Here is a 13,689-nt window from a genome sequence, read left to right on the forward strand (position 1 = left end):
GCCGCCCGAGCGGCCCAGCACCGCGAACCGGTCGAGCCCGAGCGCGTCGGCCACCGCGGCCACGTCCCGCGCCGCGTCGGCGACCCGGCGGCCGGGGCCGCGGTCCGACTCCCCGTACCCGGGGCGGTCGTACGCGATGAACCGCACCCCGGGGCGCGCTTCCCTCACCTTCTCGGGCACCGACCCGTACCGGCAGCCCGGTGTGCCGTGCAGCAGCACCACTGGCGTCCCGCCCTTGTCGCCCCACTCCTCGAACGCCAGCCGTCGTCCGTCCCGCATCATTACGCTGCTCGGCACCTGTGTCCTCCATCTCCCCTTCGCGTCCACCTTGGAGTTACCTTCGAAGTACACACCTGATGCGCTCGGTACGGACCCTGGGGGGGTCGTCATGGTCGAGGAGCTGGTGGCGGCGGGAGCAGCGCTCGTGTCCGTCGGAGCGGTGTACGCGATGGCGGCGGCCCGGGTCGTCAAACAGTACGAGCGGGGTGTGGTGCTCCGGCTCGGCCGGCTGCGCTCCGGTGTACGGGGCCCTGGGTTCACCCTGATCGTGCCCTTCGTGGACAAGCTCCAGAAGGTCAACATGCAGATCGTGACGATGCCGGTGCCCGCGCAGGACGGCATCACGCGGGACAACGTCACGGTGCGCGTGGACGCCGTCATCTACTTCAAGGTGGTGTCCGCGGCCGACGCGATCATGCGGGTCGAGGACTACCGGTTCGCGGTCTCGCAGATGGCGCAGACGTCGCTGCGCTCGATCATCGGCAAGAGCGAGCTGGACGATCTGCTCTCCAACCGCGAAAAGCTCAACCAGGGGCTGGAGTTGATGATCGACAGTCCGGCCGTGGAGTGGGGCGTCTCCATCGACCGTGTCGAGATCAAGGACGTGTCGCTGCCGGAGACGATGAAGCGGTCGATGGCGCGGCAGGCGGAGGCCGACCGCGAGCGGCGGGCCAGGGTCATCAACGCCGACGCGGAACTGCAGGCCTCCAGGAAGCTGGCCGAGGCCGCCAAGGAGATGGCCGACACTCCCTCCGCCCTCCAACTGCGGCTGCTGCAGACCGTGGTGGCGGTCGCGGCCGAGAAGAACTCCACGCTGGTGCTGCCCTTCCCGGTGGAGCTGCTGCGCTTCCTGGAGCGCGCGCAGCAGCCGACGCCGGCCGCTCAGCAGCCGTTGCCGTCCGAGGGTCAGTCGTCGCCGTCCGAGGGGCAGTCGGCTTCCGCCCAGCAGCAGGCGCTGCTCTCCCCGCAGTTGTTCGCCCAGCTTCAGCGGTTGTTGTCCCAGTCTCAGCAGCCGTTGCCGGAGGCGAAGGAGCCGTCGTCCGAGCCGGAGCGGTCCGTGCCGTCGATGCCCGCGGCGGGGGAGCAATCGATGCGGGAGCAACTTCCGCCCGTACTGGAGTCGTTCGATCCGGACCCCGAAGGGTCGAAATCCGGACAGGGCTAGACCTCACGCGCTGCCCTTAGTTACTCGCTCGTAGTGTTTGCTGCGGGAACTGACATGGTCTTTATTCCGGCGGGTCAACGCGCGTCAACCAGCCGGGGGTATGCACTTGTTGGAGAGTGCCCGTCCTGAAGTCGACCTTGTGTGTCCCTGGGTGCCTCGCGATAGTGGTCGGTGTCCGCTGGCGTGGATGTGGCTTTTCTGTCTGTCATGTCCATGTCCGTACGCCCTTTCGGTCTCGGTGGTCCCCATAACCGCCGCGGCCGACCCCCCACAGGAGGACGCAAGTTGAAGCACCGACGCATACCCAAGCGGCGTGCCGCCGTGGCAGGTGCGGGTATCGCCGCACTGGTGGCCGCGGGAGTTACCTTCCAGTCCGCGAACGCGAGTGAGACCGCGCCCGCACCCACGCCCGAGACCCTCTCGGTCGCGGCGGCCGGAAAGCTCGCCTCGACGCTCGCCAAGGACCTCGGCGCCGACGCGGCGGGAACGTATTACGACGCGAAGGCCAAGAACCTCGTCGTGAACGTGCTCGACAAGGCCTCGGCCGAAGCCGTCAAGGCGGCGGGAGCCAAGGCGAGAATCGTCGAGAACTCCCTCGCCGAGCTCAAGAGCGCCCGTACGACGCTGAAGCAGGACGCGACCATCCCCGGCACCTCGTGGGCGACCGACCCCGCGACCAACAAGGTCGTCGTCACCGCGGACCGCACGGTCAAGGGCGCGAAGATGACCAAGCTGAACAAGGTCGTCGACGAACTCGGCTCCAAGGTCGAACTCAAGACCACGAAGGGGGAGTTCAAGCCCTTCATCGCCGGCGGTGACGCCATCACCGGTGGCGGCAGCCGCTGTTCGCTCGGCTTCAACGTGGTCAAGGGCGGGGAGCCGCACTTCCTGACCGCCGGGCACTGCACCGAGGCGATCACCAGCTGGTCGGACTCGGACGGCAACGCGATCGGCGAGAACGCGGACTCCAGCTTCCCGGGCGACGACTACGGCCTGGTGAAGTACAGCGGGGACACGGAGCACCCGAGCGAGGTGAACCTCTACAACGGTTCCTCGCAGAAGATCACGGGCGCGGCCGAGGCCACCGTCGGCCAGGAGGTCACCCGCAGCGGTTCCACCACGCAGGTGCACGACGGCAAGGTCACCGGCCTGAACGCCACCGTGAACTACGGCAGCGGCGACGTCGTCGAGGGGCTCATCCAGACCGACGTCTGCGCCGAGCCCGGTGACAGCGGCGGCTCGCTCTTCGCCGGCGACAAGGCGATCGGCCTCACCTCCGGCGGCAGCGGCGACTGCACCTCCGGCGGCGAGACCTTCTTCCAGCCGGTCACGGAGGCCCTCAAGGCAACCGGCACCGAGATCGGCTGACGGCTCCACCGACTCGGAGAGTCCCGTCCCCGCGCGCTTTTGCGGGGGCGGGACTTTCGCGTTTCCGCAGGTGGGGCGTGCCCGTGCGGATGTCGTACATCCGTTCGAGAATTGGTCTATGGTGGGGGCGAGGGAGTAGGGAACGAATGTTCGAGGGCTGGCGTGGGAGCCCCTGGGTAGTGGAGGTGCGTGTGCCGGGTTTCACGCATCTGCACACCGTTTCCGGGTTTTCCCTACGTTATGGGGCCTCTCATCCGGAGCGGCTGGCCGAGCGTGCGTCCGAGCGGGGTCTGGACGCCCTCGCACTCACCGACCGGGACACCCTCGCGGGTACGGTCCGGTTCGCCAAGGCCTGTGCCGCCGAGGGGGTGCGTCCGCTGTTCGGGGCGGAACTCGCGGTGGCTCCGCCGGGGGAGCCGGAGCGGCGGGCGCGGCGACGTGCCCCCGTGCGTGGCGGTGCCTTCATCGATGAGTCGACACCCCGCGTGACCTTTCTCGCCCGGAACGGTGCGAGCGGCTGGGCCGATCTGTGCAGAATCGTTACTGCATCGCATGCCGGCGAGGGTCCGCCACTGCTGCCCTGGGCGGACAACCACGCCGAGGGCCTGACCGTGCTGCTCGGCCCCGCCTCCGATGTGGGCCGCGCGCTCGCCGCGGGCCGCCCCGACCGGGCCGCGAAGCTGCTCGCGCCCTGGCGGGAGATCTACGGTGACGCCCTGCGCCTCGAAGCCGTCTGGCACGGCCGCAAGGGCACCGGCCCCGGCTCGCTGCGCCTCGCCGCCCGTACCGTCGGCTTCGCCGCCGAGCAACGGGTGCGTTCGGTGCTCAGCAATGCCGTCCGGTACGCCGATCCGGGCATGGGCCCGGTCGCCGACGTCCTGGACGCCGCCCGCCGCCTCGTCCCCATCGACCCCCGCAAGGAGCTGGACAGCGGCGAGCGCTGGCTCAAGGACGCGGGAGCCATGTCCGGCGCCGCCGAACGGATCGTCGAGGCCGCGGGACACCGCCGCGACGCCGCGCACCGTCTGCTGGAACAGACTGAGGCCACGGCCGCCGAGTGCCTCGTCGACCCGGAGGACGACCTCGGCATCGGGGCCGTCCACTTCCCCGAGCCGCACCTCGTCGGCGCCGGGCGCCGCACCGCGCAGCGCGTGCTGGCCTCGCGCGCGGCGGCGGGGATGGTGCTGCGCGGCTACGACTCACGGCGCGCGTACTGGGAGCGGATGCACCAGGAGCTGGACATCATCGCCCACCACAACTTCGCCTCCTACTTCCTGACGGTCGCTCAAGTCGTGGACGACATAAGGAAGATGGGCATCCGGGTCGCCGCGCGCGGCTCCGGCGCCGGATCCCTCGTCAACCATCTCCTCGGTATCGCGCACGCGGACCCCGTCGAACACGGGCTCCTGATGGAGCGGTTCCTGTCCAAGCGCCGACTGGCCCTGCCGGACATCGACATCGACGTCGAGTCCGCGCGCCGGCTGGAGGTGTACCGCGCGATCATCGACCGGTTCGGCACCGAGCGCGTCGCGACCGTCGCCATGCCCGAGACCTATCGCGTACGGCACGCCATCCGCGACGTCGGCGCCGCGCTCTCCATGGACCCCGCCGACATCGACCGGATCGCCAAGTCCTTCCCGCACATCCGCGCCCGCGACGCCCGCGCGGCACTGGACGAACTTCCCGAACTCCGTGCGCTGGCAAGGGAGTTCCAGCGGGAAGAGGGGCGGTACGGCAGGCTGTGGGAGCTGGTCGAAGCGCTCGACGCCCTGCCGCGCGGAGTCGCCATGCATCCCTGCGGAGTGCTTCTCTCGGATGCCTCCCTCCTCGCCCGTACGCCGGTCATGCCGACCAGCGGCGAGGGGTTCCCCATGGCGCAGTTCGACAAGGACGACGTCGAGGATCTCGGGCTGCTCAAGCTCGATGTGCTGGGCGTGCGGATGCAGTCCGCGATGGCGCACGCGGTCGCGGAGGTCGAGCGGGCGACGGGAGTGCCCGTGGACCTGGACGCGGTGCCCGAGGGCGACCCGGCGACGTATGAACTCATCCGGTCCACCGAGACCCTGGGCTGCTTCCAGATCGAGTCGCCGGGACAGCGGGACCTGGTCGGCAGGCTCCAGCCCGCGACCTTCCACGACCTCGTGGTCGATATCTCCCTCTTCCGCCCCGGGCCGGTCGCCGCCGACATGGTGCGTCCGTTCATCGAGGCGCGGCACGGCCGGGCGCCGGTCCGCTATCCGCACCCGGACCTGGCGGAACCGCTGCGGGAGACCTACGGGGTCGTGGTCTTCCACGAGCAGGTCATCGACATCGTGCACCTCATGACCGGCTGCGGACGGGACGAGGCCGACCAGGTGCGGCGCGGGTTGTCCGATCCCGAGTCGCAGGAGCGGATCCGCTCCTGGTTCGCGCAGCAGGCGGCCGCGAAGGGGTACTCCGCGGAGACGATCGAGCGCACCTGGGAGATCGTCGAGGCCTTCGGTTCGTACGGCTTCTGCAAGGCGCACGCGGTCGCCTTCGCCGTACCGACGTACCAGTCGGCGTGGCTGAAGGCCCATCATCCGGCCGCTTTCTACGCCGGGTTGCTCACGCACGATCCCGGGATGTACCCGAAGCGGCTGCTGCTCGCGGACGCGCGGCGGCGCGGAGTGCCGATCCTGCCGTTGGACGTGAACCGATCGGCGGTCGCACATCGGATCGAACTGGTGTGCGGTAAAGGGGATTCTCCGGACCGGTGGGGCGTGCGGCTGGCGCTCTCCGACGTATACGGAATCAACAAGGCCGAGGCGGAGCGGATCGCGGACGGGCAGCCGTACGCCTCGTTGGTCGACTTCTGGGAGCGGGCCCGCCCGAGCCGTCCGCTTGCCGCGCGGCTCGCGCAGGTCGGCGCGCTGGACGCGTTCGGCGCCAATCGCCGTGATCTGCAACTGCACTTGACCGAGCTGCACCGGGGTGCGCCGGGCGTGCGCGGGGGACAGCTCCCGTTGTCCGGTGGCCGGAACACCGCCTTCGTCGGGCTGCCCGACCTCGACGACGCGGAGAGGCTCAGCGCCGAGCTGGGCGTGCTCTCCATGGACGTGTCCCGCAATCTGATGGACGACTACCGGGAGTTCCTGGAGGAGTTGGGCGTGGTCACGGCACGCCGGCTGCGCGAGACCCGGCACGGCGAGGCGGTGCTGGTCGCGGGCGCCAAGGCGGCCACCCAGACCCCGCCGATCCGCTCCGGCAAGCGAGTCATCTTCACCACCCTGGACGACGGCACCGGCCTGGTCGACCTCGCCTTCTTCGACGACTCCCACGACGCGTGTGCCCACACCGTCTTCCACTCCTGGCTCCTGCTCGTGCGCGGTGTGGTCCAGCGCCGCGGCCCGCGCAGCCTCAGCGTGGTCGGGTCGGCGGCCTGGAACCTCGCCGACCTGGTGGAACTGCGGCGCGAGGAGGGGCTGGACGGGGTCGCCCTGCGGCTGGCGGAGCCGAACAACGTGGCGACCGGGGAGGCCGGGGAGGAGGCCGAGGAGGCCGGGGCTCCCGCCGGCTCCCGGGGCGAAGGGGATTCGGCGGACGGCCGTCGAATCCATTTGCCCACGGGATACGAAATGCATCCGTGGGCGGATCTGCGCCCGGCGGGCGAAGGGCCCGCGAGCGGAAGGAAGTTGTGGCACCAGAGTCCGGGGAGTGCGGGATGACCATCCTCTGTGTACGTTTCCAACTGCCTCCGACGCGCGAGGCCGCCCTGCCCGAGCTCCTCGGGATGCTCGAGGGGTTCACCCCTGTCATCGAGGCGCTGCCGCCCGACGGCGCCCTGGTGGACTTGCGGGGCGCCGAGCGGTACTTCGGGCGGGACGCCGTGGAGCTGGCCGCGCTGATACGCGTCCGGGCGCTCGCCTGGTACGGGGTCGAGTGCGCGATCGGAGCCGGGTCCGGGCCGATGTTCGCGCGGATGGCCCTGCGCGGCACCGGGCCCGGAGAGACTCGCGTGGTGCCCGAAGAGCCCCGTGCCCTCGCGGAGTTCCTGGACGAACAGCCGGTCGCCACGCTCCCCGGAGTCGGCGCCGCCACCGCCCGCACCCTCTGCGAGTACGGCCTCGACACCGTCGGCAAGGTCGCCGCCGCGCCGCTGTCGACCCTGCAACGGCTCTGCGGCGCCCGCGGCGGTCGCGAACTGCACGAGAAGGCCCAGGGCATCGACCGCGGCCGCGTCGTACCCAATGCCGTCTCCCGCTCCCTCGCGGCCGAACGCCCCTTCTCGCGCGACGAGTTGGACCCGGACAGGCACCGCCGTGCCCTGCTCTCCGCCGCCGAGGAACTGGGCGCCCGGCTGCGCGCCCTGGAGAAGGTGTGCCGCACGCTCACCCTTACCGTGCGCTACGCCGACCGCTCCACGACCACTCGCAGTCGTACGCTCCCCGAGCCGACCGCCCACTCCTCGGCGCTCACCGACGCCGCGTACCGCATGTACGAGGCGCTCGGCCTCCAGCGCGCCCGGGTCCGTGCGATCGCCCTGCGCGCCGAGGGTCTGGACCCCGCCGAGCAGGCCTCCCACCAGCTCACCTTCGACGAGCTGGACGAGAAGGCCCGCCGTATCGAGGAGGTGGCGGACCGGGCGCGGGCCAAGTTCGGGCCGCGCGCGGTGTTCCCGGGGACGCTGGCCCTCGTGTGAGTCTCAGTTGGCCCACGGCGGGGTGATCCGGCTGCCGTCGGCGAGCTCCGCCTCCAGGCCGATGGAGGTGGTGACCCAGGAGACCGCGGTCCGGTCGGTCGGGTTCTCGACACCGAGGGTGGCACCCGGGTTGATGATCAGCGTGTCACCCGCGGCGATCCGTTCGGTACGACCGTCGAGCGTGATCAGCAGTTCGCCGTCGAGCAGATGGAAGATCTCCTCCCGGTTGACCGTGTGCACGGGCGCCTTGGTCCCGGCGGGAATCTCTCCCCGCCAGGCGCAGAGCTCCTTGCTGCCGGTCAGGGGAGTGGCGTACGAGATGAAGCGGGCGCCGTGGATCTCGTGGGTCACGGCGTCGGACGCGCGGACGACTGGCATGGATGCCTCCGAAAGCTGAGATGGTCAAGTTACTTGACTATGTGGCTCACGGATATGGTCAAGCAGGTTGACCAGTTCGTCAAGGGTGTTCAATGCATGCGTGCAGAACTCCGAGGCCATGACCCTGTCCGCCGCCCTGCTCGCTGTGGCGGGCGAGCTCACTCAGCGCATCCATGACGGGGTGGAGGCGCGCGGCTTCGAAGGGGTGCGGCCCGCGCACGGCTTCGCCTTCGCCCGGCTCGCCCCGGCCGGAGCGACGGTCACCGAACTCGCCACCCATCTGGGCGTGACGAAGCAGGCGGCGAGTCAGCTGGTCGACGAGATCGTGCGCAAGGGGTACGCCGAGCGGCGGCCGCATCCCGATGACGCCCGCGCGCGGCTGGTCGTACTGACCGAACAGGGATGGGCGTGTACCCGTGCCGCCGAGGAGGCGGCCGCGGAGGCCGTACGGCCGTGGGCCGAGTTGCTCGGCGAGCGTGAAGTCCGAGCGCTGCGTCACGGTTTGCTGCGCATCGCGCCCCATGGCCCCATCAAGCCCATCTGGTGACAGCGCGTCAGCGTGCGTCAGGTTCACCGCTGCCGCCGGCTGTTACGGAAAGTTTTTACTGACGCGTAACTTCACACTTTTACTACTGGATCGTAATTTGACAAAAGAACAGCATCCTCGTGATCCGGATCACAGGGCGTACGCCGTCGCAACTCCCTTGAGCCGCAAGGAGATCACACGATGCTGCCCTGGAAGCGAGTGCCCGGATTCCTGACCGCGCTCCTGCTGACCGCCGCCGTCACCGTCGTCCCCGCCGCCACCGCCCGAGCCGAATCCGCGCCCAGCACGGGCTGGAACGACTACTCCTGCAAACCGTCCGCCGCCCACCCGCGCCCCGTCGTCCTCGTCCACGGCACCTTCGGGAACTCCGTCGACAACTGGCTGGCCCTCGCGCCGTACCTGAAGAAACGCGGCTACTGCGTCTTCTCCCTCGACTACGGTCAACTGCCGGGCGTCCCCCTCTTCCACGGCCTCGGCCCCATCGACAAGTCGGCAGAGCAACTCCGGGCCTTCGTCGACAAGGTGCTCGCCGCGACCGGTGCCGCCGAGACCGACCTCGTCGGCCACTCGCAGGGCGGCATGATGCCCCGCTACTACCTCAAGTTCCTCGGCGGAGCCGCCAAGGTGAACGCCCTCGTCGGGCTGGCCCCCGACAACCACGGCACCACACTGTCCGGCCTCGCCAACCTGCTGCCGTACTTCCCCGGCGCGAGCGATCTGCTGTCCAAGGCCACGCCGGGCCTCGCCGACCAGATCGCCGGCTCCGCCTTCCTGGCCAAGCTCAACGCGGGCGGCGACACCGTCGCGGGTGTCCGCTACACGGTCATCGCCACCCGGTACGACGAGGTGGTGACGCCGTACCGCTCTGGGTTCCTCGACGGGGCGAACGTACGCAACGTCCTGCTCCAGGACCTGTGCGCGGTCGATCTCTCCGAGCATGTGGCGATCGGCCTGTTCGACCGCGTCGCGTACCACGAGGTGGCGAACGCCCTCGACCCGGCGCACGCCACCCCGACCAACTGCGCCTCCGCCCTGGGATAAGAAACCACTCGTACGAGCACGCGGTGTTCGGGCATGGCGTCCGGGCATAGCGTTCGGGTATGAGCGACGACATCCGCCTCGCCGAAGCCGAAGACGAACCCGCCGTGAAGGCCGTGATCGACGCGGCTTTCCATCCCTACATCGAGCGCATCGGGATCGTCCCCATGCCGATGGAAGCGGACCACGCGGCGAACATCACGGCGGGGCGGGTGTACGTCACCGGGGATCCGGTCGTGGGGCTCCTCGTCCTGGAGGAGCACGCGGACCATCTCTACCTCGACATCATCGCCGTCCACCCGGACGCCCACGCGCAGGGCATCGGGCGGCGGCTCCTCGCCTTCGTGGACGCACGCGCGCGTGCGCTCGGACTGCCCGAGGTCAGGCTTCTCACGAACGCGATGATGTGGGAGAACCAGAAGATCTACCCGAAGTACGGGTACGAGCTCATGGAGCGTCGTGTGGAGGGGCCGTACGACCGGCTCCACTACCGCAAGCGGCTGACGCCCTGACGATTCTCATCCGTCGGGCCACCAGGTGCGGTGGATGTCTTTTCGGACCTCCGGGCGCTCGGCGGTCCGTTCGTCGGCCTCGTCCCGTACACGGCGGGAATCCGACTTCCTGAGGGGCTTCTGCAGGGTCACACGACGCATGACGGCCTCCTTGTGTCCACCGGGTTCCGTGTTTTGTACGGAGGTAGACCCTTTCGGGGAGCGTGACTCATCGATGTCCACCTGTCAGTGGCGACGGTCACGCTCCTGCCTGCGTTGTCAGTGGCGGTCGTCACGCTCCCTCCCATCGTTGTCAGTGGCGGGTGTCACTGTGGGCACATGACGAGTAACGGTGACATGTCCATCAACAGCGATGTCGAAACGCGGGCGGGCGTCGACTGGGACGCCGAGTCCGCCGATTTCGACGACGAGCCGGACCACGGGCTGCGCGACCCCGCCGTCCGGGAGGCCTGGGCAGCCCGGCTGCTCGGCTGGCTGCCGCGCGGCCCGTCCGACGTTCTGGACCTGGGCTGCGGCACCGGCAGCCTGTCCCTCCTGGCGTCCGAGCAGCGGCACCGGGTCACCGGCGTCGACCTCTCGCCCCGCATGGTGGACCTCGCCCGCGCCAAACTGGCCGGCCGCGACGCCGTGTTTTTCGTCGGTGACGCCGCCGCCCCGCCGGTCGGCGAACAGCGGTTCGACGTGGTGCTCGTGCGACATGTGCTGTGGACGCTGCCCGATCCCGAGCGCGCCCTGCGGCACTGGTGCGGGCTCCTCCGCCCCGGAGGCCGGCTCGTCCTCATAGAGGGCGTGTGGGGGACGGTGAGCCCGGTCGGCATACCCGCCGCCCGGCTGACCGGGCTGCTCGCGCCCCTGGTGCGGGACGTGCGCGTGGAGCGGCTGTCGGACGACGCGCTGCTCTGGGGACGGGAGGTGGACGACGAGCGGTACGGGGTGGTGGCGGTGGTCTAAGCGAGGAGCGCGTCGAAGCCGCCCTCGCGGGCCAGGAGTTCCAGCTCGTCGAGGGCTGCCACGGCGGCCGCCGCGGCCTCGGGGTCCGTCTCCGTCAGGCCGCTGTCCGCGAACTCGTCCTCGTCCAGGCGCAGTACGGACGTGCCGTCCGCCGAGCGCCAGAGGTCCAGGTCGAGGTCCTCGGCGATCAGTTCGGTGCCCCGGAGCGCGGCCGGGCGGGTGATGTCGCAGTACCAGCCCTTGAGCGTGCCCGTGGAGTCGCGCACCTCCTTCACCGAGTACCAGCGGTCGCGCCAGTAGTACTCGGTGAAGACATCACCGGCCTCGAAGCGTACGAAGCCGAAGTCGCGGACGCCTTCGCCCGCCCACGGGGCGCGGACAGCGATTCGGTTGCCGTCGTCGTCGAGCAGTTCGGCGGCGTAGCGCAGCTTCGTGCGGCCGCCTTTGACGAGGACGACCTCCAACTCGTCCGCGGGCTCAGTCGAATTCACGGACATGGCAGACCTCCGTCGCGCAGACCTCGTAGCCGAACCAGTTGTTGATCGCCAGCATCGGGCCGTTGCCGCTGTCGTTGCCCGTGAACGCCTCCGTGTACCCGGCGGCGCGGGCGCGGTGCAGGGAGTCGTTCTTGGCGAGCTTGGCGAGTCCGCGGCCGCGGAAGGCGCGGGCGGTGCCGGTCATGACGGTGCCGTAGCGGGTGGCACCGTCCGTGCGGGCCGCGCTGAACGCGGCGGGGTGCCCGTCGACGAGGGCGACCGTGGTCAACTCGTGGCTGAGCAGCGGATGGTTCCAGGTCTCCCGGAGCCAGGCCCCGTAGTCCGTGAACTCGTGCGTGATGTCGCCCGGCTCGTCCGCCAGCGTCTCGGCGTCCAGGGCGAACAGGGGGCGCGGGTCGTCCGCGAAGTCCGCGGCGCTACGGAGTTCGACGTCCGGCGGGAGCGCCTGGCGTGGCGGCAGTGTGCCGTTCGCCAAATCGAGGCGCAGGAAGTGCGCGGAGCGGCTCGCGCGGTAGCCGCGCTTCTCGGCGAAGGCGCGGTTCGCGGGGGCGTCCAGGACCCAGGAGAAGAGCTTCGTCGAGCCCAGCACGGCCAGGCGCTCCTCGGCCGTGCGCACCAGCAGCGAGCCCGCGCCGTGGCCCTGCCGCTCCGGGTGCACGTACACGTTCAGACAGCCCTGGCCGGGCTGCGGGCTGTCGTACACCAGGCCCACCTGGGCCGTTCCGATCAGTTCGCCGTCCTTCTCGGCGACCAGCGGCTGGAAGTGGGCGTCGGGATGGGCATGCGCGACGTCGTAGGCGATGGACTCGGCGGTGAAGAGCATGAAGGGGAGGGACAGGTGCCGGATGCGGGCGAAGCCCTCGGCGTCTCCCGGCCGGAAGTCGCGGACGATCACTGTCATGAGGCCGCACGCTACGCGTGGGCGTGGCCGGGGCGCCTCTCATTTTTCGTGGCGTGCGGGACAATCACTGGGTGACGTTGGAGATCGACATTGATGACGGTTCGGGGGTCGCACCCTACGAGCAGGTGCGCTCGCAGATTTCCGAGCAGGCTCGGGCCGGGGACCTGCCGGTGGGGTATCGGCTGCCGACCGTGCGAGGGCTGGCCGAATCGCTCGGCCTCGCCGCGAACACGGTCGCCAAGGCGTACCGGGCGCTGGAGTCCGACGGGGTGATCGAGACGCGGGGCCGCAACGGAACGTTCGTCGCGTCCGCGGGGTCGGCGGCCGAGCGGGAGGCCGCGTCTGCTGCGCAGGCTTATGCCGAGCGGGTGCGGCGGCTCGGGCTTGCCGAGTCGGCGGCGCTCGACGCCGTGCGGGATGCGCTGCGCGCGGCTTACGGCGACTGAACGCTGCGCGGCCGGGTGGAGTGACGGTGCGGGTCGGTCGTGGCTGGTCGCGCCCACGCGGCGGAGCCGCATGATGTGACAGCCCCGCGCTCCTGAGGGGGCGCTTCCGTCGGCGCGTTCTCAGTCGGCGAGCCCTCTGTGGGCGTCCGCCGCGGTGGGCGGTAGCCGGTGTGGGGTGCGGGTGACTGTCAGGCCTGTTGCTGTGGCGGCTCGGGCGAAGGCCAGGGCGTCCTGGACCGCCGCTGCGTGGGGGTCGTTGTTGAAGTACGTGTATACGTCGCGGTCGTCGGGCCAGGCGTCCGCGATCCGTCGCGCCCAGGTCAGCAGGGACTGCCGGCCGTAGTGCGGCCACTGTCGGGCGCGGCCCACATGGAAGCGGACATAGCCCCAGTCGGCGGTCCGCCACAGCGGGGTCACCGGCCGGGACAGGACGTCGGCCCAGCAGAGCGCGGCACGCCGTGTCTGGAGCACCTCGCGGACCGCGGGCGTCCACCAGGAGTCATGGCGCGGCTCGACCGCGACCCGGGTGCCGGCCGGGAAGGCGGCGAGGCAGTCGTCGAGGAGGCCGGCGTCGGCGCGCAGCGTGGGCGGGAGCTGGAGCAGCACCGGTCCGAGCCGGTCGCCGAGTCCGGCGGCGTGGCTCATCAGCCGGTGCACCGGCTCCTCGGGGTCCCGCAGGCGCTTGATGTGGGTCAGGAAGCGGCTCGCCTTGACGGCCACGACGAAGTCCGGCGGTGTGCGCTCCCGCCAGGCCTCGAAGGTCTCCCGCGACGGCAGCCGATAGAAGGCGTTGTTGATCTCGACCGTGGCGAACCGCGCCGCGTACTCCTCCAGCCAGAGCCGCGTGGGCACCCCGGGCGGGTACAGGACACCGCGCCAGTCCTTGTACTGCCATCCCGACGTACCCAAGAAAAGGGTCATACCACCATCAAAGCACCACTCGCCGT

15 protein-coding genes are annotated in these 13,689 nt (G+C 70.3%); 9 read left to right on the forward strand and 6 right to left on the reverse strand.

From position 1 onward, the window contains the following. On the reverse strand, window positions 1-282 hold a 282-nt coding region (locus FE633_RS25095; RefSeq protein ID WP_138047545.1), incomplete at its 3' end, for an alpha/beta fold hydrolase. Window positions 283-388: 106 nt separating this feature from the next. On the opposite strand from FE633_RS25095, the gene FE633_RS25100 reads away from it, so the two are divergent. The 4 genes from FE633_RS25100 (at window position 389) to FE633_RS25115 (ending at window position 7,472) form a co-directional block, all read left to right on the forward strand. Then, window positions 389-1,444, forward strand: coding sequence for a slipin family protein (locus FE633_RS25100; RefSeq protein ID WP_138047452.1), 1,056 nt, complete (start codon window positions 389-391; stop codon window positions 1,442-1,444). 285 nt (window positions 1,445-1,729) lie between these two features. After that, complete coding sequence (locus tag FE633_RS25105) at window positions 1,730-2,812, forward strand: S1 family peptidase (RefSeq protein ID WP_138047453.1); 1,083 nt, start codon at window positions 1,730-1,732, stop codon at window positions 2,810-2,812. A 191-nt stretch (window positions 2,813-3,003) separates the two neighbouring features. Beyond that, on the forward strand, window positions 3,004-6,498 hold the full coding sequence (locus FE633_RS25110) for a DNA polymerase III subunit alpha (RefSeq protein WP_138047454.1): 3,495 nt from the start codon (window positions 3,004-3,006) through the stop codon (window positions 6,496-6,498). After that, window positions 6,495-7,472 carry a DNA polymerase Y family protein gene (locus tag FE633_RS25115; protein WP_138047455.1) on the forward strand — a complete coding sequence of 326 codons (978 nt, stop codon included), beginning with the start codon at window positions 6,495-6,497 and terminating at the stop codon, window positions 7,470-7,472. Before FE633_RS25110 ends, FE633_RS25115 begins: the two co-directional genes overlap by 4 nt. A 3-nt stretch (window positions 7,473-7,475) precedes the next feature. On the opposite strand, the gene FE633_RS25120 is transcribed toward FE633_RS25115, so the two are convergent. Next, window positions 7,476-7,850, reverse strand: a complete 375-nt coding sequence (locus tag FE633_RS25120) for a cupin domain-containing protein (RefSeq protein WP_138047456.1) — start codon at window positions 7,848-7,850, stop codon at window positions 7,476-7,478. 100 nt (window positions 7,851-7,950) lie between these two features. On the opposite strand from FE633_RS25120, the gene FE633_RS25125 reads away from it, so the two are divergent. The 3 genes from FE633_RS25125 (at window position 7,951) to FE633_RS25135 (ending at window position 9,947) form a co-directional block, all read left to right on the forward strand. Next, window positions 7,951-8,397 (forward strand): MarR family winged helix-turn-helix transcriptional regulator, encoded by a 447-nt coding sequence (locus tag FE633_RS25125; protein ID WP_138047457.1) that lies wholly within the window; start codon window positions 7,951-7,953, stop codon window positions 8,395-8,397. Window positions 8,398-8,577: 180 nt separating this feature from the next. Then, the gene (locus FE633_RS25130; protein WP_138047458.1) at window positions 8,578-9,438 is read left to right on the forward strand and encodes an esterase/lipase family protein; all 861 of its coding nucleotides are present in this window, start codon (window positions 8,578-8,580) and stop codon (window positions 9,436-9,438) included. Between the two features lie 59 nt (window positions 9,439-9,497). Beyond that, a complete protein-coding gene (locus FE633_RS25135; RefSeq protein WP_138047459.1) occupies window positions 9,498-9,947 on the forward strand; it encodes a GNAT family N-acetyltransferase in 450 nt (149 codons plus the stop codon). 6 nt (window positions 9,948-9,953) lie between these two features. On the opposite strand, the gene FE633_RS49295 is transcribed toward FE633_RS25135, so the two are convergent. After that, entirely contained in the window at window positions 9,954-10,088 is a 135-nt protein-coding gene (locus FE633_RS49295; RefSeq protein ID WP_281291256.1) for a hypothetical protein, read from the reverse strand. A gap of 177 nt (window positions 10,089-10,265) precedes the next feature. Here FE633_RS49295 and FE633_RS25140 point away from each other — a divergent pair, with 177 nt between their 5' ends. Continuing rightward, window positions 10,266-10,898: a class I SAM-dependent methyltransferase gene (locus tag FE633_RS25140; protein WP_425473224.1), complete on the forward strand. Its 633-nt coding sequence runs from the start codon at window positions 10,266-10,268 to the stop codon at window positions 10,896-10,898. Here FE633_RS25140 and FE633_RS25145 read toward each other — a convergent pair. Together FE633_RS25145 and FE633_RS25150 are read right to left on the reverse strand one after the other, a co-directional pair. Then, window positions 10,895-11,395 carry a ribonuclease FAU-1 family protein gene (locus FE633_RS25145; RefSeq protein WP_138047460.1) on the reverse strand — a complete coding sequence of 167 codons (501 nt, stop codon included), beginning with the start codon at window positions 11,393-11,395 and terminating at the stop codon, window positions 10,895-10,897. The genes FE633_RS25140 and FE633_RS25145 overlap by 4 nt on opposite strands. Continuing rightward, on the reverse strand, window positions 11,376-12,296 hold the full coding sequence (locus FE633_RS25150) for a GNAT family N-acetyltransferase (RefSeq protein WP_138047461.1): 921 nt from the start codon (window positions 12,294-12,296) through the stop codon (window positions 11,376-11,378). The genes FE633_RS25145 and FE633_RS25150 overlap by 20 nt, the downstream gene beginning before the upstream one ends. A 71-nt stretch (window positions 12,297-12,367) precedes the next feature. Between FE633_RS25150 and FE633_RS25155 the strand changes: the two genes are divergently transcribed. Next, the gene (locus FE633_RS25155; protein WP_171060115.1) at window positions 12,368-12,742 is read left to right on the forward strand and encodes a GntR family transcriptional regulator; all 375 of its coding nucleotides are present in this window, start codon (window positions 12,368-12,370) and stop codon (window positions 12,740-12,742) included. A 120-nt stretch (window positions 12,743-12,862) separates the two neighbouring features. Here FE633_RS25155 and FE633_RS25160 read toward each other — a convergent pair whose 3' ends face one another. Further along, window positions 12,863-13,663, reverse strand: coding sequence for a DUF72 domain-containing protein (locus FE633_RS25160; RefSeq protein WP_138047463.1), 801 nt, complete (start codon window positions 13,661-13,663; stop codon window positions 12,863-12,865). Window positions 13,664-13,689 lie beyond the last annotated feature (26 nt).

This window comes from Streptomyces montanus, from assembly GCF_005786655.1.
Classification (GTDB): Bacteria; Actinomycetota; Actinomycetes; order Streptomycetales; family Streptomycetaceae; genus Streptomyces; species Streptomyces sporangiiformans.

Coding starts and splice junctions, on each gene's coding strand:
- FE633_RS25100 (WP_138047452.1), top strand. CDS start 389: ATGGTCGAGGAGCTGGTGGCGGCGGGAGCAGCGCTCGTGTCCGTCGGA.
- FE633_RS25115 (WP_138047455.1), top strand. CDS start 6,495: ATGACCATCCTCTGTGTACGTTTCCAACTGCCTCCGACGCGCGAGGCC.
- FE633_RS25120 (WP_138047456.1), bottom strand. CDS start 7,850: ATGCCAGTCGTCCGCGCGTCCGACGCCGTGACCCACGAGATCCACGGC.
- FE633_RS25130 (WP_138047458.1), top strand. CDS start 8,578: ATGCTGCCCTGGAAGCGAGTGCCCGGATTCCTGACCGCGCTCCTGCTG.
- FE633_RS25135 (WP_138047459.1), top strand. CDS start 9,498: ATGAGCGACGACATCCGCCTCGCCGAAGCCGAAGACGAACCCGCCGTG.
- FE633_RS49295 (WP_281291256.1), bottom strand. CDS start 10,088: ATGCGTCGTGTGACCCTGCAGAAGCCCCTCAGGAAGTCGGATTCCCGC.
- FE633_RS25140 (WP_425473224.1), top strand. CDS start 10,266: ATGACGAGTAACGGTGACATGTCCATCAACAGCGATGTCGAAACGCGG.
- FE633_RS25145 (WP_138047460.1), bottom strand. CDS start 11,395: ATGTCCGTGAATTCGACTGAGCCCGCGGACGAGTTGGAGGTCGTCCTC.
- FE633_RS25150 (WP_138047461.1), bottom strand. CDS start 12,296: ATGACAGTGATCGTCCGCGACTTCCGGCCGGGAGACGCCGAGGGCTTC.
- FE633_RS25160 (WP_138047463.1), bottom strand. CDS start 13,663: ATGACCCTTTTCTTGGGTACGTCGGGATGGCAGTACAAGGACTGGCGC.